The organism is Paenibacillus sp. 05T425 (assembly GCF_056396205.1).
The window spans coordinates 770,293-795,534 of sequence record NZ_JBFTLA010000001.1 but is presented as its reverse complement, the minus strand read 5'-3'; the positions used below and the strand labels follow the sequence as shown (position 1 = coordinate 795,534).

Sequence of the window (25,242 nt, the reverse complement as noted above, 5' to 3'; positions counted from 1 at the left end):
GGGAGGAGGTGAATGGATGGTCTGCTCAACCATCAATGAGTCCGCTTTGCTGGAGCAGTCGTTGCACGACAGCTGCAGCTTCCGCTCTCGTCAGATTGCTGCTTGGCAGGAATGAGCCATAAGTTCCCTTGAACAGTCCTAATTGGACGGTCAAATCGACCGATTTCTTGGCCCAGCTCGCGATCTGCTCTTCATCGCGGAAAGACTCTGAACGCGGGCCGGAATTCGCATCGTTCCAAGCGGTTTCCCTCCCGGTACGGGCAAGCTGCCAAGCCCTCGACACGATGACTGCCGCTTCTTGCCGCGTGATGGGGGCGTTCGGGCGGAAATTGCCGTCAGGTTCACCTTCTATAATTCCATATTGCTGCGCAATAGAGGCTGTGCCTGCGAACCAATCGCTGGAGGCGACGTCCGTAAACGACGAGCCTGCTCCGTTCGCAGGCAATCCTAGCGCACGTATCATTATAGCGGCGAATTCTGCCCGGCTTACGGCCCCGTTCGGGTTGAAGGAGTCGTTATTCACGCCGCTGACGATCAGTCGCGAGGCCATATCGTTAATGGCAGACTCGGCCCAGTGGGAGACAACGTCGCTGAATGATCTCGAATGCCGAATAAGGGCATAGCTGCTATTCGTTAAGCTGCTGGCAATCGCCGCATACCGGCCGTCCCGAACGATGAACCGCGTCGGCACGTGACGGATGTCTCCGTTCGACTCCAATACGACGGCAGTTACCGTCCCGTCCGGACTTACTCCTTCTGGCATTGGCAGCTCTCTTTCCGCATAGGCATCGAAACGATCGGCTTCGATTGTTTTGCCGCCGTAAGAAACCAACAAGCGGAAATCGACCGGCGATGTCAGAATGGCAAAGCCTTTGAGCGTCGACGCGGTTTGAAGCTGCGCCCTCCGATTGTCGTTGCTTGCCGCGATAACCAACTGGAATGAAACATCCTGAAGCTGCACATCCGTTCCGAATTGGTCGGATAACCAATCCAGAGGCAGATGTTCCGCAAGCAGCCTGTAGCTGCCATTCGCGGTTACGATCTCAAGCACGGCTTGCTTGTTTCTAAGCAGGTTCACGGATTGTCCGCCCAGCAACACGGACGTTTGATCAACGTCTGTTTCTATCGTCAGTCGAATGACCGGTTTGTCGTCCTCCAAGGCCAATTGCGCTGCAAGCTTATCCGTATCTACCGTTACATTTGCGGTTGTGCGTCCGTCGTCCGATTGCAGCGTTCCGGACGCCATGACATTCATCTCTTGGCCATTGAAGGTTACGTTCGCCACAACGGGCTTCTCGCCCTCAGCGGGAGATGGCGTTGTTGCTGGAGCAGAGCTTCTCCTCACGGTTATTTGGTAGATGGCCACCGAATGATCTTCGGCGGTAACGGTCAGCTCGATCCTGTTTTTTCCCGTTCTGAGCGGCAGCGGATCGCTTGCTTCTCCATCTGTTAAAGCAAGTGGACCGAATACGACCCGGTCCGCGCTGTCATAGACGCTCGCGGTCACGGTAGCATGGCTATCGCTTGCGGCTGCCGTAATCGTAACGGAAGCAACCGAATGCGCAACGCTGCCCGTATATTCGATAACGTCCGGAGCAAAAGCAGGGGAGAGACGCAGCGCTTTCGCTCCCGCGTTCACGATTAACGACGTCAACGTTGCATCATCGCTAGGAATCGGAATGCCCGTGTCTTCTTCTACGGCGAAGCTCCAGGTCGAAGGATCGCTAATGCCGGCAAATGCATTGCCCGCTAAGTCCTCGAAAGCACCCGCATCAATAAGGACATAATAAGCCGCATCGGATGGAAGCGGGTCCTCCAGTCGGACGCTCACTATCGCGCCGGATATCGCTACCTGTGTCGCGTCTGCAACGTCGATAGTCGCTGCAACGGCATCGTCATCTGCACGATGAACGACGATTTCTTTGTCGGCGACCGCTGCAACAGGCTCATCGAACGTCAGCGACAGATCTGCAACCGGATGCGAGAGGGAGGAGCCGTTAGCCGGAAGAAGGGACTGAACGACCGGCGCTTCCGTATCCGGTACCGTTTCAGGAGCCGTATCTCCTTGCTGCATCGCATAAGCGCTTATATTCCCGGCTCTGTCCAACACGATTACGTTAAAATAATAGGTCTGATCGGGTTCAAGGCCCGTTACCTCGATCGAATCGATGTCCTCCAGCATTGGGCCGGCTTCCATGCCGTTCATAAGCATCTGATTCACGGTTCCGATATTGCCGGCATCGGAGAAGAATACTTGGTAGAGCAAGCCGACCTGCGGAGACATATTATCGGCCGCTTTCTGCCAACTCACCGTTAAGCCGCTCGTCCCCGCGTCCGATACGGCGAGCGCGCCGTCAACAACCGCCGGAGCCGTTACGTCCATCACCGCCGAGTTCTGTACGGGCAGCGGGCGATCCGTTCCCGTCCGATCGCCCAACAATCCGCCGCTATTATAGCCCCATGCCCAGCCCATTCCGTCCAGGCCCATGGCTAGGCTGTGAAATTGCCCGGCGGCAACCATCCGCATATCGCTTGCTCCGGGGACCTGAATCGGCGAGTTCGTTTTCTCGGTTGATCCATTGCCCAGTTGGTATTGAGCATTGTACCCCCAACCCCAGACCGTACCGTCAGTTTTAATGACCAGATTGTGAAAAAAGCCTGCGGAAATGGAGGCGACGTTGTCCAAAGAAACGACCTTCACCGGCGTCCGGCGTTCCGTATAGGTTCCGTCACCTACGGCGCCGTTCGTATTTTGGCCCCATGCCCACACGTCCCCGTTCTCGTCAAGCGCGAGCGCGTGGTTGTAACCTGCCGACACGGCGACGATGTTGCTTAAGCCGGCTATTGGCATAGGGATAAGTCTATTATGGTCGGCAGTGCCGTCACCAAGCTGGCCCTGCTTGTTCCATCCCCATGACCATACTTGTCCGTCCGAGTCCAGTGCCATGCTGAAGAAGCCGCCAACCGCTGCTTGTACGATAGGGGGAAGTCCGGCAACCTCTACGGGGGTAAGCCGCTGGTCGGTCGTACCGTCGCCTAGCTGTCCGTCTTCGTTGTTTCCCCATGCCCATAGCTTTCCGTCGTTGCCTACGGCGAGCGTATGCAAGCCCGGGCCGCTGGATACCGAAGCAATGCCGGCAAGTCCCGACACCGCAACCGGCGAGAGCCGATCGCTTACGGTGCCGTCGCCCAACTGGCCTTTCTCGTTCGCGCCCCAAGCACGTACCGTGCCGTTGCTCTTGACGGCAAACGAGCTGGCGTACGTGGCGGCTATCGTTCGCGCGTCGGACAGGCCCGAGGCTTTAACCGGGGACGAAGAATTGTTCGATCGTCCGTTGCCCAACTGCCCTCTGCCTCCCCTTCCCCAAGACCACACTGTTCCGTCGCTGACCAGACCTACGCTGGAGTATTCGTTCGCGTAGATTTGGGGAACGGCCGTCGCTGCCGCTGCTTCTGCAACTTGTCGCGCCGGAACATGTATGGCGCTTAGCAGAATGAACGCGCAGAGCAGCATATAACCCAATCTTTTCATTGTCATTTTCCTCCTAAACGATTGCGGATCATTTGATCTTTCCTGTCATTTTACTAATAAATAAGGGCGGAAGAAATTAACGAAAGTTATCAATATTTCTCGAATTTGTTGGAAGGCGAACGCAAATGAAAATCTGGAGGGCCCTCGCCGCTAACGAAATGATTTATTTGGATTTTTTTGATATGGAAAATAGTTAAGGCGAAGAGTAGTATAAAGAGACTTAAACACCATCTGTTGAATGGAATCAAAAATGCAGAAGCAGAGGAGCAACAAACAAAATGAAACGAATTTGCGTCTATTCGGGATCCAATCCGGGAAACCATGTCGATTATGAAAATTCCGCAATCGCTTTAGGCAAAGCCTTGGCGGCCCAAAATATAGAGCTAGTATACGGCGGCGGCAAGCTAGGCCTAATGGGGCGTATTGCGGGCTCGGTATTGGAATCCGGAGGCAAGGTAATCGGCGTTATGCCGCGGGGGCTATTTAGCGGTGAAGTGATGCATACCGAGCTGACGGAGTTTTACGAGGTTGCCAATATGCATGAACGCAAGGCGAAGATGTCCGAGCTGGGAGATGCGTATATCAGCATGCCAGGCGGACTTGGAACATTCGAGGAACTGTTCGAGATGGCGTGCTGGGCGCAGATTGGCATCCACAAGAAACCGATCGGCCTCCTGAATGTAAGAGAATTCTACAATCCGTTGATTGACCTTCTGAAGCATGCGGTAAAGGAAGGATTCATGAGAGAATCGAACCTTGATCTGTTCATTGTCGAGAGCGACCCCGATGTTCTGCTCGAGCGTATCGCCAATTACAAGCCATCGGAGCAATCGTTCAAATGGAGCGAAATCAGCCCGGCGCAGTCGGCAGTAGAGTCCGTATAGCATTATATCAAAGTAACAGTTCGGGGCATCAGCCTTGGACTGTTTTTTTGTTATGAGTTGAGGAAAATAGTTACAATCCAATTGTTGACAACGCTTACAGAGTAGTTTTATAATTTATATGCCTTTAATGAAACCCATTTCATAAATGATAGCAGCCGCTATGAAAGACGATTTTTACCGCTTTTCAATATATAAGAATTTATAAGTTTTCACTTAATCAGGTTCTTATATATCTCCACGAAACGAGCTTCTGCCGCTAAAGGACGGCGACAGCCGTTTACGCTTGTGATGTTTTTAAGAGTGCGACATGGCGTTCAAAAAGGAAGGAAAGTGAATTTATGATTACGGATAGCTTAGACAACACTGGATTACAGGGAACGCAGCTTCGCTATGATGCGAAGAGCTTTATCATCGGGGAGAAGAGAGTGTTTCTGAACATCGCATCGATTCATTATTTTCGAATGCCTAGGCAGGAATGGCGGGAAGTGCTTGTCAAGGCGAAGCTAGCAGGCATGAATTGTATCGATACTTACTTTGCATGGAACGTGCATGAGCCGGAGGAGGGCAACTGGGACTTCAGCGGCGACAACGATTGCGGGGCGTTCCTTGATCTATGCGCGGAGCTGGGACTATGGGTCATCGCGCGGCCGGGTCCGTTCATATGCGCCGAATGGGATTTCGGCGGTTTTCCGTATTGGTTGAAACATAAATCTAATATACAGTTCCGAACGAACAATGAGGTTTACCTTCATTACGTTAATCTTTACTTTGACCAGATTGTTCCGGTTATCCGCTCTCGCCAAATGTCGCAAGGCGGTACCGTTATTATGGTCCAGGTCGAGAACGAATACGGTTATTTGGCCGATGACACGGCAGGTGCGGCTTACATGAGGGAGCTGCGCGACGGCTTGCTCGAGCGTGGAATTGATATGCCGTTAATAACTTGCGAGGGCGGCTTAGAAGGAACGATCGAAGGGGCGAACTTCTGGTCGGGTGCAGACGGACATTATGAGAAGCTGATGCTTAAGCAGCCAGACGTTCCGAAGCTCGTAACCGAGTTTTGGACAGGGTGGTTCGAGCATTGGGGAGCGCCTTCTGCCACGCAGAAGACGCCTGAATTGTACGAGAAGAGGATGATGGAGGCGATTCGCGCCGGGTTTGACGGCATTAGCCACTATATGTTTTTTGGCGGTACTAACTTTGGAGGTTACGGCGGCCGAACGGTAGGAAGCAGCGATATTTACATGGTTACCTCTTACGATTACGATGCTCCACTGTCCGAATATGGGAGAGTGACAGCCAAATATAGAATGGCCAAAAAGGTTTCCCTATTCACGGAAGCGCTCAGCGCGTTTTTGCTGGAAGCGGAGCCGATGGAATCATGCGAGGCCACTTGCCCAGACGGAATAAAACTCCAAGGCAGACAGTGGAACAGGCAAAAGCTTTGGTTCGCCGAAAGCGCCAAGCAGGAGAAGGAAATGTACCCGATTACGCTCGAATGCGGCCGAACGCTTCAGGTTTCGATTAAACCGGGTCAGATCGTACCGATTCTTGACCGGTATGAAGTGAGTCCTGGTTTGAAACTTACTTGCGGAGGGTTCGTCATTGGGAACGACCGGATTGGCGAGGTCCAAACGATTATTGTGGCTGGAGAAGACGGCCAGCGTACGCATATCGTGTTCGAAGCCGATCACGTGATTCAGTATGATAATGAAGCACAAATCCGACATGAAATGAGCCCGGATGGCCGGACGCTGCATTTAGACGTCTTCCATTTCCAAACGCCGCAGCGTATTGCATTGACGGTTGGCGGGCAGCGTATCGCAGTGATTGCATTAAACGGCTATATGTCGGACCGAGCATGGAAGCTTCGGCAGCAAGGTGGAGAAGCATGCTGGGCATTCGGCTGGGAGGACATGGACATAGACGTTGATGGCAACGTGAGCGGAGTAAGGGGCGGCCCTGAGAGCGAACCCTTCCTTATTGGAGACTGGGTGCAATCAAGCAACACCGCTCAAGATAGTGAGCCGTGGCTTCTGCCGAGCTTATCGAATTGGACTCGCAAAGACTTGAACCTGCTTGCGCTCGGAGCGGGCGAGCTTGCCGATACTCCGCGCGGATTCGCAGAGCTAGATAAGGACTTTGGGTATCTTATTTACACGAGTGAAGCGGAGTGCGATCGGGATCAAGAAAGCACAATGGTGTTGTCAGCCATTCAAGATTCTGCGCGTCTGTTCGTCAATGGACAAGAGCAAGCGATGATCCGCCAAGTAGGCGCGGCGTCGGCGGTCGTACGCCTGAACAAAGGACGCAATAAGCTGCAACTGCTTGTACAGCATATGGGCAGTCTTAATTTCTCGCCGAATTTGGGCGAGGAGAAAGGCATATTCGGTCCAGTCTATATGGACGGCTCGGTCATCGACCTACGCAGAGATTGGCATTGCGGTATGGAGTCTGTCCACCTAGACGAGGTGCAAGGAAAACCGTTCGCCTCTGCGCTCACTCGAGTTTTTGAAGTTAATGATCATAATGGGGCTATACTGGTCGGAGCGTTAAGCGGCGGACTCCGGATTAACGGCCGGGAAGTGCCTATGGACGACTATAAGGATTGGTTCGCCTATTATGCAGTCGACATTTCCTCCTATATCGTCAAAGGCAGCAACACCATTGAAATGCCGGTAGGCCGTACGCCGTTGAATCGGCTGGAGCTGCTGACCTATGACCGTTCACGGGAGCTGAGAGGCTGGTCGGCAGTATCGCTAGAAGATGCAGCGAAGCTTGCGGAGGGCTCAGCCACCTCTATTCATAGCGGGCCTTCATGGCATAGCAGCAATTTCGACCTTCCAGCCATTCCGGAAGGCGTTAATCCTAAGCTGAAGCTGAGATTGACGGGCTTAAGCAAAGGGTATTTGCAGTTGAACGGCCGTAATCTAGGCCGCTACTGGCAGATTGGGCCGCAGGAGGATTACAAGATTCCGATGGCGTGGCTTAAGGAGAAGGACAATGAACTGATTTTGTTCGACGAAGAGGGCAGAACTCCGGTTGCGGTAAGGCTCTTCTATGACGAGCAATCTTATAGACGCTGGGGCAATCTGTAGGCATCGCAATTAGGACTCTATAGCTAGAGCAGGAATGTTCGTTGACGAGACGAGCCTGCTCTATTTTCGCTGCAATAGGTGTAACGCATATCATTACATGTTTGATTTTGCTATAATATTCCGTGACATGAAGTAGGAAGGAAGCGTTAAGCTTGAGACAGGTCACTATATATGATATTGCCAAGGAGGCAAAAGTATCGATTTCGACCGTATCCCGTGTGTTGAACGATACCGCTCCGGTAAGAGGATCGACACGCGCCAAAATTGAAGAGCTTATCCAAAAATATAACTTCCAGCCTAACGCTATGGCCAGAGGGCTTCTCAAAAATGAAACCGGCATTATCGGCGTCATTGTGCCCGATCTGACTAATCCCTTCTTTCCGGAAGTATTCGCCGGAGCGGAGGAGGAGGCGATGCGGTCAGGCCTTACCTTCCTGCTTAGTAATACGATCGGCGATTATGTGAAAGAATCGGAATATCTGAGCATTATGCGGGAGAAACGTGTGGACGGCATTATATTTATGGGCGGAAGAATTAACTTGAAGCACTGTGAAGAGCATCTTGTCCAAGAGCTGGTGCAGTGCGCAAGCATTATTCCGACCGTACTCGTCAATGGCGGTCTGCGGGGGACCGACTTGACTCGGGTTGCTACGGATGAGGCTGCGGGAACTGTTCTTGCCGTTCAACACCTTATCGAGCTAGGACATACGCAGATCGGCTTCATCGGCGGGGAAAGTCATATGACGACGACCTCTAATAAGCTGCGGGCATTCCGCAAGACGATGAAAGAAGCGAATCTGGACATTCGGGAAGAATGGCTGCTGCCGGACAGCTTCTCCATCGATTCCGGCAAACGCCAGATGCATAATCTGTTGGCCATGAAGGAGCGTCCGACTGCCGTGTTCTGCGTGAACGACTATACGGCGATCGGAGCGATCAAGGCGGCGGCAGAGGCTGGACTGACGATTCCGGATGATATGTCCATCGTCGGATTCGACGATATTCCGCTGGCGCATCACTTCATTCCCGAGCTGACCACCGTTTCCCAGCAGGCGCACGAGCTTGGGATGACGTCTGTCAAAGTGCTGAAAGCGATGATGAACAAAGAGAAAGTGAAGAAGCATACGTCGCTAGAGCCTAAGCTCATCGTGCGGCAAAGCACGCGAGCCCTAATGCCTTAACGCAATTATTCCTTCAAGAGCGCAGCCCAAGCAATCGGGGCTGCGCTCTTTTTTTCTACGATGGTCTGGGAAGCGGGCTGGGTTGAAGACAGAATAGGATGGGAAGCTCATCCTATACGCACACCCTTGGGTTACTTGAGAGCAATAGGATGGGAAACGCAGCTTATGGTTGGTGAAAGCGACGACGATGAGGGTAGCGGGTTGGGTTGAAGACAGAATAGGATGGGAAGCTCATCCTATTCGCACAAACCTGGGTTACTTGAGGGCAATAGGATGGGAAATGCAGCTTATGGTTGGTGAAAGCGACGACGATGAGGGTAGCGGGTTGGGTTGAAGACAGAATAGGATGGGAAGCTCATCCTATTCGCACAAACCTAGGTTACTTGAGGGAAATAGGATGGGAAGCTCATCCTATTCGCACAAACCTAGGTTACTTGAGGGAAATAGGATGGGAAACGCAGCTTATGGTTGGTGAGATCAACGATGGTGGGTGGAGCTGTTTTAGCGTAATGTTCATTCCTGCCAAATAAGGCGCCTTAACAGGAACTATGGAAAATATAAACTTTCGTATTGACCAAGAAAAGGAAGCGAGCTATAATGAAATGGGTTTCATGAAAACCCTTACATAAAAAATCGAGTCATCAAGATTGTTTTGTTTTCTGCAATAAAATGCTCGAAACGCTTATATAATGGCAGCCGCCACTATATATAATTTTTGATTTGAGGAGGGTAGAATCATTTCTCTGATTAATTAATCTGTCTATCTTGCTTTTATTTGATTAATCATTCATGAAGGGGATGTGTTAAACAATGAAACAAATCAAAAAGATGAAACCGATGTTGATGACTGTAACCGCCGCAATGATGATTATGTCCGGATGCAGCGGCAATAACGGAGGGAATACACCGGCGGCTACCGATGCGCCTGCGACGGAAGCTCCTGTTGCATCGGTCGCTCCGACTGAGGTACCTGAAGAGCCGGCTCCGGACCTCGGAGGCAGAGAGATTCGCATTTCCCATTGGTGGGACGCAACGCCTGTAGGGGACTCCGAAGCGGACGAATTGGCTCGCGAAAGAATCAAAAAGGTTGAAGAGAAATACAACGTCAAAATCAAGTACCTGAATACAGAATACTGGTCCACTTCAGAGAAGCTGTCCTCCTCTGTATTGGCAGGCGATCCTTTCGCAGAAATCGTCCGCTTGCCGGACGGATTCATCTGGGGACTTACGAACGGCGGTTTCTTAACGCCATTGAATGATTATCTCAACAACTCCCGCATCGCGCCGGACGTTATCGAATCAATGAAATTCGGCGGCGAGCAAGTATTCGGTCTTGAAGGCTGGTACAACGCGAACGACTCCGGTATGTATTACAATAAACGGATTTTCAAAGAAGCGGGCTTGCAAGATCCACAGCAATTGATGGACGCGGACAATTGGAACTGGAACACGATGCTTGATGCTGCTAAGAAGCTGACTGTTGACAATAACGGTGACGGCAAAGTGGACCAATACGGTCTTGCCGGCGCACACTACATTTTCTCGGAGCAACTGATCGCAAGCAACGGCGGTTTGATCTACGAGGAAGCTACTAAGAAAGTATCGTTCGATTCTCCGGCAGCTATGGAAGCGCTTAACTTTGAATACGAGCTGTACAACACGCACAAAGTCGTGAAAGAGAACGAAGGCAACGACTGGGAAGATCCAGCCAAATATTTTGCGGAAGGCAACATTGCCATGTATCCGGGCGGATTGTGGGAAATCGAAGGACGTCTGACAGACAAGATGAAAGATGAGTGGGGCTACGTCTACTTCCCTAAAGCACCTAACGCGACAAGCTACTCCGATCCACTTGGACAAACGGCTGCTTATGTGATTCCAAAAGGCGTTAAGGACGCAGAAGCTATTGTGAAGATCTGGGAAGAATTGCAAGACTTCGACAACTGGGAAGGCAACCGCAAGCTGTGGCTCGAGAACGTGCTTCCGGATGATACGTCCATCGCTAACGCTATGAACGAAGCTGGCAAGGTACAACGTGTATTCGGCGGACGCTTCGGCGGTCTCGGCGTGAAAGAACAGCTCGACTCTGTGACAGGCAAGTTCGTCAAAGGCGAGGTTACGCCGTCCACAGGTGTTGCTCAAGTTATCGCGGCAGCGCAAGCGGCTGCAGACAAAGTATTGAGCGGCGAAGTGGAAGAGAAGAAAGAGTAAATAAAGCAACACTTATAGGTCAACAAGCAGACTGCCCGGTCTTCCGACTCTTGGAAGGCCGGGCGGTGCTCACAAAAACAAGATTCCGCTAGTTTGCGAAAAGGAGGGAATGAGGTGAAATTCGCCTTTTCCAGAATGACCGTCGCTTGGCTGATTATCATCGCTATGCTGCTCTCGATATTGGTTATCCCCCCTATATCTCAGTCCGATGCGGCCGGTACGGGGGCTGCGACAAATACAGAAGCCGATGCAAAGAGCGATCAGAACTCCTTGACGAACGCATCTGAGAACAGCTACGACGTTTATTTGCAGCAATACAAGGATGAAGAGCAGCCCGATGAGGAGATCGTGATTCGAGGAGCGGATTATACAGCCTCTCACGATATGACCCCCGAAATCGTAGGCGAGCTGGGCGGAGTAACAGGCGACTTCGTTAAGACAGGAGAGAGCGGCTCGATCGAGTGGGAGCTCGAGGTGCCGACATCCGGCTTATATCATATCGCTATGAACTATTTTCCAATCGAAGGCAAAAGCTCCACCATTGAAAGAGAGCTGCTGATTGACGGCAAGCTGCCTTTCGCAAGTGCTAGAAACCTGACTTTCCATCGTGTATGGAAAAACGAGAGCGAAGAAATCACGCAAGATAACAGGGGCAACGAGCTGAGGCCTCGCCAAGTCGAATCGCCTAAGTGGCAGCAATCGCTGTTCAGAGATACAGATGGGTATTTCGAAGACCCGTACGTTTTTTATTTTACAGCTGGTAAGCACAAGTTGACGCTGGTATCCTCGCGAGAGCCGATGGCCATCGACTACATTAAGCTGTTTCACTACGATGCGCCTTCCACTTATGAAGAAGTGAAGGCCGGTTATGAGTCAATGGGTTATAAAGAGACAAGCGGGCAGTTGATCAAGGTTCAGGGCGAAAGCGCATCTTACAAATCATCGCCGACATTGTATCCGATTACCGACCGCTCCAGTCCATCAACGGAGCCGTATGACGTATCGAAGGTCAGAATGAATACGGTCGGCGGCAACAACTGGCGGATACCGGGCCAATGGATCGCTTGGGAAGTCGAGGCGCCGGAGGACGGATTGTACCGGATCGCGATCAAGAACAGACAAGAATTGCTTCGGGGCATTTATTCTACACGCTCGCTCTGGATTGACGGGGAAATCCCGTTTAAGGAAATGGCGCAAATTCCGTTTTATTACGACTCGGATTGGCAGATGAATGTACTTGGCAACGAGGAAGAGCCCTATCTTTTCTATATGACGAAAGGCAAACACGAGCTGAAGCTTGAGGTCAGCCTCGGGTCAATCGCGCCGCTGATTCGCCAAGTAGAAGCAAGCGTGCTCGATATTAATGCTATGTATCGAAAAATCTTGATGATTACCGGTAACGTTCCAGATCCTTATCGGGATTATCAATTAGATAAACAAATTCCCGACATGGTAGACGTGTTCAAGAAGCAAAGCGACATCTTGTATTCCGTTTCGGAAGAACTGGTTCGCTTGACGGGTGAGAAAAGCGACAAAACCGCTGTCTTGAACAAAACCGCTTATCAGCTGGCCGATTTGGCTAAGAAACCGGAATCGGTTCAGAAGCGGTTAGGTCAATTCAAGATCAATGTTGGCAGCGTCGGCGCCTGGATTCTACAGGTTAGAGAGCAGCCGCTCGAGATTGATTACCTGCTTCTTGCTTCGCCTGATAAGAAGCTGCCTAAAGCAGGTGCTTCCTTCGGCAGAAAGATGGTTCACGAGGTATCGTCCTTCTTCCATTCGTTCTTCGAAAATTACGATACGATCGGCAACACGACGGAAGAAGGGGAGTCCATCACCGTATGGATCGGGACAGGGCGCGATCAGGCGCAAGTGCTGAAAGCGATGATCGACGATACGTTCACTCCGCAGACGGGCATCGGCGTTAATCTGAAGCTGGTCAATCAGGATGTGCTGCTTCGCGCTTCGCTCGCCGGGGAAGGCCCCGATGTGGCGATGCAGGTCGGCAATGACGTGCCGATGAACTTCGGTATGCGAAATGCAGCCGAGGATTTGTCTAAGTTCCCGGACTATGAGACGGTCGTGAAGCAGTTCAGAGACAGCGCGGTCGTTCCGTACAAGTCCGGAAGCCAAGTATTTGCGCTGCCTGAACAGCAAATATTCAATATGCTCTTCTACCGGAAGGATATATTGGAGGAGCTCAATATTGAGCCGCCGCAGACGTGGGAAGAGGTATATGCGATGATCCCGGTTCTGCAGAAGAACCATATGGATTTCGCGCTTCCGATTGCCCAATCGACGGGCGTTCCCGTCTTGGAGGCGAACCGTGCGTTCGCGATGCTGTTGTACCAAATGGATGGAGCGTTCTACTTGAACGATGGAGCGAAGAGCGGTTTGGCCACAGACGTAGGGCTTAGCGCATTCAAGAAGTGGACCGACTTCTATACGAGCTACAAGCTTCCGCTGATCTTCGATTTTCCAATGCGGTTCCGAACAGGCGAGATGCCGGTCGGTATTCAAGACTATACGTTCTACAACTACTTGACCGTATCCGCGCCGGAAATCAAAGGCTTATGGGAATTCATTCCGGTTCCGGGCATGAAGCAGACGGACGGCACGATTCGCCGGGACGTCGCCAGCGGCGGAACAGCCGCCATCATGTTGAAGCAGGCCAAGGATAAGGATGCGGCATGGGAGTTCATGAAGTGGTGGGTAAGCAAGGACTCGCAAGTACGGTTCGGAAGAGAGATGGAAGGGCTGATGGGCGCTGCGGCGCGTTATCCGACAGCCAATATGGAAGCGCTCAAGGAGTTGCCATGGCCGGCGCGGGATTATCGCAATCTCGAAGAGCAATGGCAATGGGTGCAAGGCGTGCCTGAGGTGCCGGGAGGATATTTCACGGGAAGACATCTCGACAACGCGCTTCGTGAAGTTATCAATAACGGTACGAATACGGCCGATGCGTTATACGACTATGTGCAGGAAATCGACTATGAGATCGCGGAGAAACGAGCCGAGTTCAAGTTGGACGTGAAGGACTAGGAGGGACTCTTTTTGCAAAAAACAAAAATCGCAACCGAGACGATCATGCAGCCGAAGGGAAGCTCTGCCGGCTTGCAAGGGAAATGGGAGCTGTTCACGAAGGACGTGAAGCGGGATAAGCACTTGTACGTCCTGCTGGCTCCATATGTTGTGCTGTTCCTAATGTTTACCGTGCTCCCGGTCGCCATTTCGATTTTCTTCAGCTTTACGAATTTCAATATGCTGGAGGCTCCGCAATGGGTCGGCTGGGAGAACTATTCCAAGCTGTTATGGAACGATGATGTGTTCCTGATCGGGCTCAAAAACACGATGATCTTCGCCGTTATTACCGGCCCGGTCAGCTATATTGCCTGCTTCGTCTTTGCATGGCTCATTAATGAGCTTAATTCAAAGGTAAGAGCCATCATGACGCTCGTGTTCTTCGCGCCATCGATATCGGGCAACGTTTTCTTTATTTGGCAAATTATTTTTTCTGGCGATTCATACGGCATTATGAACGGATTGCTGATGAAGCTCGGAATCATCTACGAGCCGATCCTTTGGCTGCAAAATCCGAAATACATGCTCGCGATCATTATCGTCGTCCAATTATGGCTCAGTCTGGGCACCAGCTTCCTGGCGTTCATTGCCGGCTTGCAGACGGTTGACCGTACGCTGTATGAGGCGGGAGCGGTGGACGGCGTGAGAAACCGTTGGCAGGAGCTTTGGTTTATTACCCTTCCATCGATGCGGCCTCAGCTTATGTTCGGTGCCGTCATCCAAATTACATCCTCCCTTGCAGTTGCGGATGTCGCAATGGCACTGGCGGGCTTCCCGAGCGTGCAGTACGGCGCTCATACGGTCGTTACCCACTTGGTGGATTACGGCACGATTCGGTTCGAGATGGGTTATGCTTCAGCCATTGCAACCGTTCTGTTCGTTCTCATGCTGGGCTCCAATCTGGCCGTTCAAAAGTTGCTGAAGAGGGTGGGGGAATAGGCGAGATGAAGCTAGCTATAGGTCTCAAGAAAAAAGTGAACCGCTCCTGGCAGGTGGATGTCCTGCTGTTCCTGCTGCTTGCCGCGTTCGGCGCCTTTATGGCGGTTCCGTTGATTTACGTCATTAACAATGCGCTCAAGCCGCTCGATGAGCTGTTCGTATTCCCGCCTACGCTGTTCGTGAGGAATGCGACGTTCGATAACTTTACGGATTTGTTCCAAGTTATGAAGAGCTCTTGGGTTCCGTTCTCTAGATATATCTTCAATACGTTCTTTATTACGGCGGCAGGCACCGCGGGCCATATTTTTCTCGCTTCGGCGGCGGCATACCCGCTGGCCAAGCACAAATTTCGCGGCCACAAAATATTGTTCACCGTCATTGTTCTTTCGCTCATGTTCTCGCCGCATGTAACGGCCATTCCAAACTATATGATCATGTCGGTCCTCGGATGGATCGATTCGTATCAGGCCATCATCATTCCGGCATTTGCTTATCCGCTCGGCCTGTATTTAATGAAGCAATTCATGGAGCAAATACCGGACGCGCTGCTGGAAGCCGCGAAGATCGACGGAGCAAGCGAATACCGTATTTTCTGGCAAGTCGTCATGCCGCTCGTTAAGCCAGCCTGGCTGACGCTGCTTATCCTCATGATGCAGATGCTGTGGGGAACGGATGGAGGCAGCTTTATTTACAGCGAGCAGCTTAAGACGATGCATTACGCCATGGGGCAGATCGTTCAGGGCGGTATTGCCCGCGCAGGGGTAGGTGCCGCAGTAGCAGTTATTATGATGACGGTGCCAATCGTAACGTTTGTATTGTCTCAGAGCAATGTAATTCAAACGATGGCAACGTCCGGCATGAAGGACTAAAGCGATGGAGGCGTATAGGTTTGATAATAAAGCGATCGATTCTGATCCTGGCGGCTGTGATGATCGTTGCCTTGCTAAGTCCGAAGTCGGCTCACGCATCGCCGTATGAGGGATATGTATATTCGTACTGGGGAGACGCCGTTAAATCGCCAATCGCTTATCTTCCTTCTAGGACGATAACGGGACAGGAAATGGGCATTGGACCGCTCGCGACGCCGACCGACATGTTCGCGGCTGCTGACGGCAATCTATATATTTTGGATTCCGGCAACGGGCGAGTTGTGGTGCTTAACAGCGAGTGGAAGGCGATCCGCCAATATCAAGGCTTCGACAATAACGGCAAGCAGGATACCTTCAATAAACCGGAGGGTATCTTCGTTACCGAGGCAGGTCATATTTACGTAGCAGATACCGAGAACAGGCGCGTTGTTGTACTCGACGAAAGCGGAGCGCTCATCAGAGAAATCGGGGCTCCGAAGTCCGAGGTGCTTAGCGACAAGTTCGAATACATTCCGCGCAAGGTCATCGTCGATAAAGCCGGCCGTATCTACGTTGTCGCTAGAGGCGTCTTCGACGGCATTATCGAATTCGACAGCGAAGGCGACTTTACCGGATTTATAGGCACGAACCCCGTGCAATTCGATCCGGTTGATTTATTCTGGAAGACGGTATCGACCAAAGAGCAACGGGAAAAAATGATCCGTTTCGTTCCGATTGAATTCAACAATGTGGACGTGGATGGGGACGGATTTATATTTACAACGACGGCTGACAAGCAAACCGCGGTCCCTGTCAAAAGGCTGAATCCGTCCGGCATCGATGTGCTGCGTATTAACGGGGATTGGGGACCGGTCGGCGACTTAACGAGAAATCCATCGGCTTTCATCGATATCGATGTCAGCGGCAATGGGGTGTATCGGACGCTTGATTCGACTCGGGGACGAATCTTCACGTATAACGAAGACGGAAGCTTGCTGTATGTAGTCGGTCAGGTCGGCAATCAGCGCGGTACGTTCAAAACCCCGATCGCGATTGAAAGCTTTGGCAATCGGATCTTTGCTCTAGATCGCGATCTGGGCATGATTACCGAGTTTACGGCGACCAAATTCGGAAGCTTGGTCAATGAAGCGAACGGATTATACAGTGCAGGCAAGCACGACGATGCCGCTAAGATATGGGAACAGGTGCTTAGGCTGGATGCGAATTACGAAATGGCCTATGTCGGAATCGGCAAGTCGATGCTGCGCCGGGGCGAATACAAGCAAGCGATGACTTATCTGAAGTTAGGCAACGACAGAGAATATTATTCCAAAGCGTTAACGAAGTACCGCAGGGAATATATGCGCGAGAACTTCGGAACCTACATGACGATTCTAATCGCGTTCATAGTGGTCGTGGTGGCCATTCGTCGAGGCCTGAGGTCAAGAAGAGGGGGCATGAAACAGAATGCAGTTTCTCAAGGACATTAAATATTCGCTGCATGTTGCTTTTCATCCCTTTGACGGTTTCTGGGATCTGAAGTACGAGAACAGAGGGAAGCTTAGAGTCGCGCTTGCCATCTTGCTCGGCGTGACGGTGATGATGATATTGAAACGCCAGTATTCCGGCTACGTCGTCAACTTTAATTATCCGCTTGATCTGAACAGCATTAACGAGCTGAAATACATTGTGTTCCCGTTTCTACTCTGGTGTATCGCGAACTGGTCGTTAACGACGTTAATGGACGGGGAAGGGAAGTTCAAAGAAATCGTTATCGCCACAGGGTATGCGATGCTCCCTTTGATTCTGCTCTACCTGCCCAATTTATTGCTCAGCAACGTCATTACGCTGCGCGAGGCTTCCTTCTATTATTTATTGGAATCCGTGGCTACGATATGGTTTGTTTGGCTGATGTTTATCGGAACGATGACGGTTCATCAGTATACGGTTATGAAGACGATTACGACCATGCTTTTAACGATCGTTGTCATGGGAGTCATCATCTTCTTGGGGCTGCTATTCTTCAGTCTCATTCAACAGATTGTTGGGTTTGTGTACACGATCTATCAGGAACTTTCATTGCGAGCATGAGGAGAAAGGGGGCCTAGCGGTGAAACGGAGGCTTGCGAGCATCATGTCGGCAGTCATAATCGGCTGCTTGCTTATATCCCAAGGCACCAACTTCGCAGAACCTGCATCCGAAGAGGCGTCGGATTCAGAGGCAGGGGCATCTACCGTATCCGAGTCCGCGTCTGGCGACAAGCCTGAGGCCGAGGTTACGGCTGCGAGCGTCGATCCGAGCAAGACGGCGAGTATAGCCGAGGGTATGGAGCAGGCGGCCGAAAATGAATTTTTGATCTTATACGTCAATAACGCAACGACGGAAATAGCGGTACAGGATAAGCGCAGCGGGGCGATCTGGTATTCCAATCCGCAAGATCGCGCAGACGACTCCATAGCTACCGGCTATAACAAAGAGAAGCTGAACGTACAGGTCGAGATCTCTTATTTGGACAATGCGGGTAATTCGTTGAAGTATGACAATTACACGCATAGCGTACAGAACGGCCAATTCGTTATCGAGAAGGTAGAGGGCGGCTTGAACATCTCTTACACGCTAGGGGAAGTGAAAAGCGATATCGACGCGATTCCTAAGTATATTAGCGAAGATAGATTCCAGACGCTCATCCTGGATAAGATCGAGGATGACGGAGATAAACGGGAAGTTGAGAAGCGGTTCAAGCATAACGAAGACGAGAAACGTTACGAAAGAAGGGACTCCTCCCTTAAGGGAGTCGGGCTCAAGAAAGTAACGGATGTATTCGCCAAAATCGGATACGACGCGGAGCAGATCGCGATCGATAACGCTGCTTCTGGCGAAGCGGCTGCAGGCGACCTTAATGTGAAGCTCCCACTCCAATATCGGCTTGACGGAGATCAGCTGAAGGTGACGGTCGATGCGGAGGGTGTCGAGTATCCGGAATCGATGAAGATTGAAAGACTGTCGCTGCTGCCGTTCTTTGGCGCGAGCGGGGTTAAGGATGTTGGTTACACGCTCGTTCCGGACGGTTCGGGTTCGCTCATCTACTTCAATAATGAAAAAACGTATGCAGCTCCATACCGTGTAGATCTATACGGGACAGATGCGACGATTTACCAGCCGATCAAAATCCAAAACGATGAAGCTGCGCGATTGCCTGTATTCGGGATGAAATACGAGGACCGGGCTTTTGTCGGCATCATTGAAGAGGGCGATGCGGTCGGCGCCGTCGAGGCCGACGTAAGCGGCAGGCTGAACGTCTACAACACGGTATCCCCGAGCTTTACGCTCCGCAATATTGCGGAGGTTACGCTGACGAACGGATGGCGCTCCAGTACGGTGAAGAAGTTCCAAGCGGAGCCTTTCGAGGGCGACATGACCGTTCGCTACGGATTTCTCGGCGCCGAAGACGCCAGCTACTCCGGCATGGCTAAGCATTACCGCGATTACTTAATCAAGCAGGCGGGTCTAACCAAGCTGAGCGATGAAGAAGGCGTTCCGTTCTATGCCGAGTTTATCGGCGGCATACCGAAAAAGAAGTTTTTCCTAGGCATTCCTTATAGTGCCTATGAACCGCTGACGACCTTCAATCAGGCTGAATCCGTATTGACTGAGATGCTGGATAAGGGAATCGGCAATATTAAGCTGCGTTATACTGGCTGGTTCAACGGCGGCATCAACCATGACCTCCCGAAATCCATTAGCGTCGACAAGAAGCTTGGCGGCAGCAAAGGGTTGAAGGAGCTGAAGGCTTATACCGATGAGAATCATATCTCGCTGTTCCCTGACGCAACCTTCCTTGAAGCGACTCGGAACGCGGACGATTTCAAGAAGTCGAAGCAAGCTTCCCGCTTTATTACGGGTAAGCTGGCGAAGGTTTATCCGTATTATCCGGCCAACTTCGGCGAGAACGACTATCTGGACCCTGGTTATGTAATCAGTCCGAAGGTGCTGCCGAATATGGTAGACGGATTCATGGACGATTACGAGAAGCTTAAGCTCACCGGATTGTCGCTGCGCGATATGGGGAACAAGTTGAATTCCGATTACAATCGCTCCAATGTCATCGATCGCGAAGAAGCGAAAGGGATTGTGAATGAACAGTTGAAGCAAATAAGCGGCTCCGTCGAGGAATTATTGGTGGAAGGCGGTAATGCCTATGCGGCTATCTATGCGCGGCATATCGTGGGTGCGCCGATGACAAGCAGCCAATTCATTATTACCGATGAAACGGTTCCTTTCTTCCAGATGGTGTTCCATGGTTACGTTAATTACGCCGGAGAAGCCTGGAACATGGCAGACGAGCAGGATTCGACGCACAACTTCCTGAAGGCGCTCGAAACGGGCTCCGCTTTGAACTATACGTGGTTTAATGCCGATTCATCGGCGATTAAGATGACGGAATTCGCTGATTTGTACTCCGCGGATTACCGGCTATGGATCGAAGATGCGGCACAAAAATATCGCGAACTGAACGAGGTTCTCCAGGATGTGCAGTCCCAAACGATTATTGATCATCGGATGCTGGCGAAGGGTGTCTATCAAACGACGTTCGAGAAAGGCAAAACGGTTATCGTCAACTATAACGATACCGACTCGAATGTAGACGGAATTACAGTGGGGGCAAAGGACTACCTAGTTGGAGGTGAAACAGGGCAATGAAGCTAAAGAAGCTGTCGCTGGAACAGAAAAACAGATATTACGGATTGTACTTCATCCTTCCTTGGTTTGTAGGCTTCTTGTTCCTGTTCATGATTCCGCTGCTGTCCTCGCTTCGGTACAGCTTAAGCAATCTGCAGGTTACGGATGAGGGCTTCAGCCTGGATTTTATCGGCTTTGATAACTACCGCGAAGCATTGCTATCGCATGAATCGTATGTCCGGATATTGACGGAATCGGTCATCAATATTGGCGTTAATACACCGCTTATTATTATTTTTAGTTTGTTTTTTGCGGTTCTTCTTAATCAAAAGTTTAGAGGACGGGTGTTAGCGCGGGCGATCTTCTTCCTCCCGGTTATTCTGGCATCGGGTATTATCGCCAGCATCGAGAACGGGGATTTGATGCAGTCCGTCGTCAAAAGCGCGAATGACACGACAGGCGGAGATTTGTCTGTTATGGATAATTTGCAGCTCACGGTCATGCTCGTCCAATCGGGGATCGATATCAGGTTTGTTGAATATCTAACCGGTGCTGTCAGCCGAATCTACGAGATTGTCAGTCAGTCAGGCGTGCAAATATTAATATTCCTGGCAGGGCTCCAGTCGATTTCTCCCTCCTTGTATGAGGCTGCCAAGATCGAAGGCTCGACCGGCTACGAGGCGTTCTGGAAAATTACTTTTCCAATGATCAGCCCGCTAATATTAACCAATCTGGTCTATACGATCATCGACAGCTTCATTAGCGATGAAACGAGCCGTTTAGTCGTAGATACGGCATTCAAAAGCTTCGATTTCGGCCTCAGCGCCGCGATGGCTTGGATGTATTTTGCCGTTATTGCGCTTGTGCTGTGGATCACGACGTCGATCGTATCGCGCAAAGTCTTTTATCAAGATTAGTTGTTTAGCTACTGCTTACGAAGCTGTGTTTGCTCCGCAAACACTTAAGGAGGCATTCCATGAAGACGGAAACCGCAGTACATGGGCGGCAGGCGAGAGAAGAGCGGCTGCAACGGATGGCAACGGCTGCCTATTGGGTGGAATTCGCCAAGAAATGGTTATGGGTTATCATTCGATTCGTGCTGATATTCGGCATAGCGTTCGTCATCGTGTATCCGATTCTGCTCAAGCTGTCGATTGCATTCAAGAGCATGGACGATCTATACGATTCTACCGTCATTTGGGTGCCCAAAGCGTTTACGCTCGATAACTTCAAGCTCGTGTTCACGGCGATGAACTATCCGAAGGTTTTGACCAATACGTTCATGCTCTCTGCTGGAGTTATGATTCTGCAGACGATAACCTGCGTACTGGCCGGCTATGGCTTCGCGCGAATCAAGTTCAGGGGCAGCGGCTTATTGTTTGGGGCCGTTATTTTTACGATACTAGTGCCATCGCATACGATTATGATTCCGCTCTACTTGAACTTCAAAAACTTTGATCTATTCGGATTGATCGAGCTGATAAAGGGCAAGCCAGCCAATCTAATTAATACGTACTGGCCGTTTATTATTTCTGCCGTACTCGGCATGGGCGTGAAGACAGGCTTGTACGTTTATATTTTCCGCCAGTTTTTCAGAGGCATTCCGAGAGAAATTGAAGAAGCAGCTTATGTGGACGGTGCAGGCTACTTCTCGACCTTCAGCAGAGTTATTCTGCCTAATGCCATACCTTCGATGATAACGGTTATGCTGTTCTCCTTCGTATGGCAATGGAATGACTCCTTCTTCACGAACATGTATTTGAATGAGCCGAAGGTCATGTCCTCGATGATGTCGTCCTCCGGTTATGCCATTGCGACTTTCCTTAGCGGAGGCGAGCAAGCGGCAACGGCTTCCTACGTGCAGGATCCGTTCTTCATGTCCATGATGATGAACACGAGCGTCTTGATGGCCATACTACCGCTTATTATCTTATATGTGTTCGTCCAAAGGCACTTTGTAGAGAGCGTAGAACGCTCAGGTTTAGTAGGTTAGGAGAGGCGGATGAAGAGAAAATTGATAGTCATCACACTGGTTGCCTTTACCTCGGTTCTTGGCTTATATTTCGGACTAACATCAGGAGGGGAGGGCAATTCTGACAGCACCAACAACTCTAGCGAGGTAAAAGAGACGGAGACGCCTGAGGTGCAGCCGGCTCCTACTCCAGACGTTAGCGCAATCATCGACGGCTCGGTCCGTTACCAAACGATCGATAACTTCGGCGCATCCGATGCGTGGTCGATGGAGCCTCTAGGCAAGCACTGGACCGAAGAAAATAAAAACCAAGTGGCAGACCTGTTGTTTTCGCGGGAGAAAGGAATCGGGCTGTCGGCATGGCGCTTCAACATCGGGGCGGGCTCGAGTGAAACGGATCAATCGATTATTCCCGATCCATGGAGGCGTTCGGAAGCGTTCAAGTCATCGGAGACCGGCGATTACGATTGGAGCAAGCAAGCGGGCCAGCAATGGTTTCTGCAGGCAGCCAAGGATCGCGGCGTCAATACGTTAATCGCATTCGCGAACAGTCCGCCGGTTTGGATGACGAAGAACGGTCACGCTCAGCCGGATCCGGATGTCGGCTCGACCAATTTGAAAGACGACTATGAGGATGAATTCGCGACGTACCTCGTTGATGTATTGGAGCATTTCAAGCAGGAAGGGCTAGAGTTCCAATATATTAGTCCCATTAACGAGCCGACCTGGGATTGGAACCGTGCGCAACAGGAAGGGAACCGTTATAACAACGAGGACCTGAAACGCGTCATACTTGAATTGCACAAGCAACTGAAGGAAAGCGGTGTTGAAGCGCAGATCAGCGCGCCGGACGGCGTGGAAGTGACATCGCTATTGGACGACGAGTATTACCAAATGTTCGCTGGCGGCGGGCAATATTCGAGCGGGGCTAACAACCTTGGAACAGGCGAATATAAGGAGTATATCAAGGAATTGCTCGGAGATCCGGAATTGAAGGAAGCGGTAGGCAACAAGATCGCCTCGCATTCCTATTGGTCGGATTACTACAAGCCGGGAGACGACCGGCTTAGCAGGCTCAGAGAGTTGCTCGACGAGAACTTGAAGAAATACGATCCGTTGGCTAAATACTGGATGACGGAATATTGCATTCTAGGCGATTACGGTCCCGGCCGCGATCTCGGCATCGATCCTGCCTTGTATGTTGCGAGAGTCATTCATTTCGATTTGACGAAAGCGAATGCGGCCGCATGGCAGTGGTGGACGGCGGTATCCAAGGTTGATTACAAGGACGGCTTGATCTATACCGACTTCAATAATGAAGGTGACGAGCAGAACATTCTGACCTCGAAGCTATTGTGGGCGCTCGGCAATTACAGCAAATTCATTCGTCCCGGCGCGGAGCGCATTGCGCTTACGGGGCTGGACGAAGGGGCGGAGAGCGAGCTGCTCGGCTCGGCTTATGTTCATGAAGGCGAACAGACGGTTACCGCTGTATTCGTCAACAACAGTAATGAAGATAAGCGCGTCCAGCTCTCGATTAAAGGGTTAGATCAATTTGTTTCCCTTAAGGCGCTGGAGTCGTATATCACATCGGCCGGCAGCGATCTTGCAAGAGGCGAGGATGTCGCGGTACGTGACGATCAAACCTTCGAGGCGATCATACCTGCGAAATCGATCGTCACTTTGACGGGGGGAGCACCGACAGACGGTTCGGTTGGTGCAGACGAAGACAAGGAAAGCGGAGTGACTACGGAAATGAATGCATCGGGCGGTACTAACAAGGAAGAGTATGCGGGCTACCTCTTTTCTTACTTTACGGGAGAAGGGTCACCGGATGGCGAGCAAGTGTACTTCGCGCTTAGCGAAGGGAATGATCCGCTGCACTGGAAAGAATTGAATGGCGGCAAGCCTGTGCTTACGTCAACGATGGGGGAGAAAGGGGTTCGAGATCCCTTTCTCATCCGTTCGCCCGAGGGCAATAAGTTCTATATGATAGCGACCGATCTGAAGATCAACGGCGACTGGAACTGGGATCGGGCGCAAAGAGCGGGCAGTCGATCGCTTATCGTATGGGAATCGGATGATTTGATCCATTGGTCCGAGCCGAGAATGGCTGAGGTGTCGCCGCCAGAGGCCGGCAACACATGGGCTCCCGAAGCGTTTTACGATGAAGCAAGCGGCGAGTATGTCGTATTCTGGGCTTCCAAGCTGTTCGCGAATGAAAGCCATACCGGCGACGCGTATCAGAAGATGATGTACAGCACGACCCGCGATTTCCGCGAGTTTTCGGAACCGAAGGTGTACATGGATTTCGGTTATTCCATTATCGACACGACGATGATCGCCCATAATGGCAAGATTTATCGGTTTACGAAGGACGAAAGAGACAGCGGGCCGTTATCTCTTTTCGGTAAAATGGTGTTTCAGGATGTGCTGGAAGGCTCTGTATTCGATAGCAAGCCTCGAACAATCAAAGAAGGCGTCGGCAGCTTGAAAGGCGTCGAGGGCCCAACCGTGTTCAAATCGAATACGGAGGACAAATGGTATTTGTTCGTCGACGAGTTTGGCTCCCGAGGATACGTGCCGCTCGAAACGACCGATCTCGACTCCGGCGAATGGATGGTTTCTACCGATTACGATCTGCCTAGCAGCCCGCGTCACGGTACGGTTATCCCGATAACGAAATCCGAATACGATGCGATTCATGCCAAATATTTTGGTTAATAGCTTCTAGAGCAGCCGTCTTGCCGATGTTCGGTAAGGCGGCTGCTTTTTGCTTTTATGTGGGGATTCATGGAATCGCATACAGTTAGCG

General features: G+C 51.2%; 14 protein-coding genes. 13 read left to right on the top strand and 1 reads right to left on the bottom strand.

Annotated elements, in window-relative coordinates:
* Positions 1–25: 25 nt before the first annotated feature.
* Positions 26–3,532: an RCC1 domain-containing protein gene (locus AC1DF0_RS03290; RefSeq protein ID WP_477573053.1), complete on the bottom strand. Its 3,507-nt coding sequence runs from the start codon at positions 3,530–3,532 to the stop codon at positions 26–28.
* A 278-nt stretch (positions 3,533–3,810) separates the two neighbouring features.
* Between AC1DF0_RS03290 and AC1DF0_RS03285 the strand changes: the two genes are divergently transcribed.
* The 13 genes from AC1DF0_RS03285 to AC1DF0_RS03225 all read left to right on the top strand — a co-directional run bounded on the left by AC1DF0_RS03285 (position 3,811) and on the right by AC1DF0_RS03225 (position 25,151).
* Entirely contained in the window at positions 3,811–4,416 is a 606-nt protein-coding gene (locus AC1DF0_RS03285; protein ID WP_477573052.1) for an LOG family protein, read from the top strand.
* A gap of 338 nt (positions 4,417–4,754) precedes the next feature.
* Positions 4,755–7,514, top strand: a complete 2,760-nt coding sequence (locus AC1DF0_RS03280; RefSeq protein WP_477573051.1) for a beta-galactosidase — start codon at positions 4,755–4,757, stop codon at positions 7,512–7,514.
* A gap of 152 nt (positions 7,515–7,666) precedes the next feature.
* On the top strand, positions 7,667–8,695 hold the full coding sequence (locus tag AC1DF0_RS03275) for a LacI family DNA-binding transcriptional regulator (protein WP_442050680.1): 1,029 nt from the start codon (positions 7,667–7,669) through the stop codon (positions 8,693–8,695).
* An 810-nt stretch (positions 8,696–9,505) separates the two neighbouring features.
* Complete coding sequence (locus AC1DF0_RS03270) at positions 9,506–10,906, top strand: ABC transporter substrate-binding protein (RefSeq protein WP_442050679.1); 1,401 nt, start codon at positions 9,506–9,508, stop codon at positions 10,904–10,906.
* A gap of 135 nt (positions 10,907–11,041) precedes the next feature.
* Positions 11,042–13,948 carry an extracellular solute-binding protein gene (locus AC1DF0_RS03265; protein ID WP_477573128.1) on the top strand — a complete coding sequence of 969 codons (2,907 nt, stop codon included), beginning with the start codon at positions 11,042–11,044 and terminating at the stop codon, positions 13,946–13,948.
* A 45-nt stretch (positions 13,949–13,993) separates the two neighbouring features.
* Positions 13,994–14,926 carry a carbohydrate ABC transporter permease gene (locus AC1DF0_RS03260; protein WP_337104418.1) on the top strand — a complete coding sequence of 311 codons (933 nt, stop codon included), beginning with the start codon at positions 13,994–13,996 and terminating at the stop codon, positions 14,924–14,926.
* A gap of 5 nt (positions 14,927–14,931) precedes the next feature.
* Entirely contained in the window at positions 14,932–15,795 is an 864-nt protein-coding gene (locus AC1DF0_RS03255; protein ID WP_337104415.1) for a carbohydrate ABC transporter permease, read from the top strand.
* Positions 15,796–15,815: 20 nt separating this feature from the next.
* Positions 15,816–17,264 carry a gluconolactonase gene (locus AC1DF0_RS03250; protein ID WP_442050678.1) on the top strand — a complete coding sequence of 483 codons (1,449 nt, stop codon included), beginning with the start codon at positions 15,816–15,818 and terminating at the stop codon, positions 17,262–17,264.
* Positions 17,242–17,865 (top strand): YIP1 family protein, encoded by a 624-nt coding sequence (locus tag AC1DF0_RS03245; protein ID WP_442050677.1) that lies wholly within the window; start codon positions 17,242–17,244, stop codon positions 17,863–17,865. Before AC1DF0_RS03250 ends, AC1DF0_RS03245 begins: the two co-directional genes overlap by 23 nt.
* 19 nt (positions 17,866–17,884) lie before the next feature.
* Positions 17,885–20,476, top strand: coding sequence for a DUF5696 domain-containing protein (locus AC1DF0_RS03240; protein ID WP_477573050.1), 2,592 nt, complete (start codon positions 17,885–17,887; stop codon positions 20,474–20,476).
* The gene (locus AC1DF0_RS03235) at positions 20,473–21,372 is read left to right on the top strand and encodes a carbohydrate ABC transporter permease (protein WP_337104411.1); all 900 of its coding nucleotides are present in this window, start codon (positions 20,473–20,475) and stop codon (positions 21,370–21,372) included. The genes AC1DF0_RS03240 and AC1DF0_RS03235 overlap by 4 nt, the downstream gene beginning before the upstream one ends.
* A gap of 59 nt (positions 21,373–21,431) precedes the next feature.
* Positions 21,432–22,448, top strand: coding sequence for a carbohydrate ABC transporter permease (locus AC1DF0_RS03230; protein WP_442050675.1), 1,017 nt, complete (start codon positions 21,432–21,434; stop codon positions 22,446–22,448).
* 9 nt (positions 22,449–22,457) lie between these two features.
* Positions 22,458–25,151: a glycoside hydrolase gene (locus AC1DF0_RS03225; RefSeq protein WP_477573049.1), complete on the top strand. Its 2,694-nt coding sequence runs from the start codon at positions 22,458–22,460 to the stop codon at positions 25,149–25,151.
* Positions 25,152–25,242 lie beyond the last annotated feature (91 nt).

Excerpts from the sequence above, each read along its gene's own strand:
- AC1DF0_RS03280 (WP_477573051.1), top strand. The coding sequence starts at position 4,755 with ATGATTACGGATAGCTTAGACAACACTGGATTACAGGGAACGCAGCTT.
- AC1DF0_RS03285 (WP_477573052.1), top strand. The coding sequence starts at position 3,811 with ATGAAACGAATTTGCGTCTATTCGGGATCCAATCCGGGAAACCATGTC.
- AC1DF0_RS03270 (WP_442050679.1), top strand. The coding sequence starts at position 9,506 with ATGAAACAAATCAAAAAGATGAAACCGATGTTGATGACTGTAACCGCC.
- AC1DF0_RS03245 (WP_442050677.1), top strand. The coding sequence starts at position 17,242 with ATGCAGTTTCTCAAGGACATTAAATATTCGCTGCATGTTGCTTTTCAT.
- AC1DF0_RS03225 (WP_477573049.1), top strand. The coding sequence starts at position 22,458 with ATGAAGAGAAAATTGATAGTCATCACACTGGTTGCCTTTACCTCGGTT.
- AC1DF0_RS03255 (WP_337104415.1), top strand. The coding sequence starts at position 14,932 with ATGAAGCTAGCTATAGGTCTCAAGAAAAAAGTGAACCGCTCCTGGCAG.
- AC1DF0_RS03260 (WP_337104418.1), top strand. The coding sequence starts at position 13,994 with ATGCAGCCGAAGGGAAGCTCTGCCGGCTTGCAAGGGAAATGGGAGCTG.
- AC1DF0_RS03235 (WP_337104411.1), top strand. The coding sequence starts at position 20,473 with ATGAAGCTAAAGAAGCTGTCGCTGGAACAGAAAAACAGATATTACGGA.
- AC1DF0_RS03265 (WP_477573128.1), top strand. The coding sequence starts at position 11,042 with ATGACCGTCGCTTGGCTGATTATCATCGCTATGCTGCTCTCGATATTG.
- AC1DF0_RS03290 (WP_477573053.1), bottom strand. The coding sequence starts at position 3,532 with ATGAAAAGATTGGGTTATATGCTGCTCTGCGCGTTCATTCTGCTAAGC.
- AC1DF0_RS03230 (WP_442050675.1), top strand. The coding sequence starts at position 21,432 with ATGAAGACGGAAACCGCAGTACATGGGCGGCAGGCGAGAGAAGAGCGG.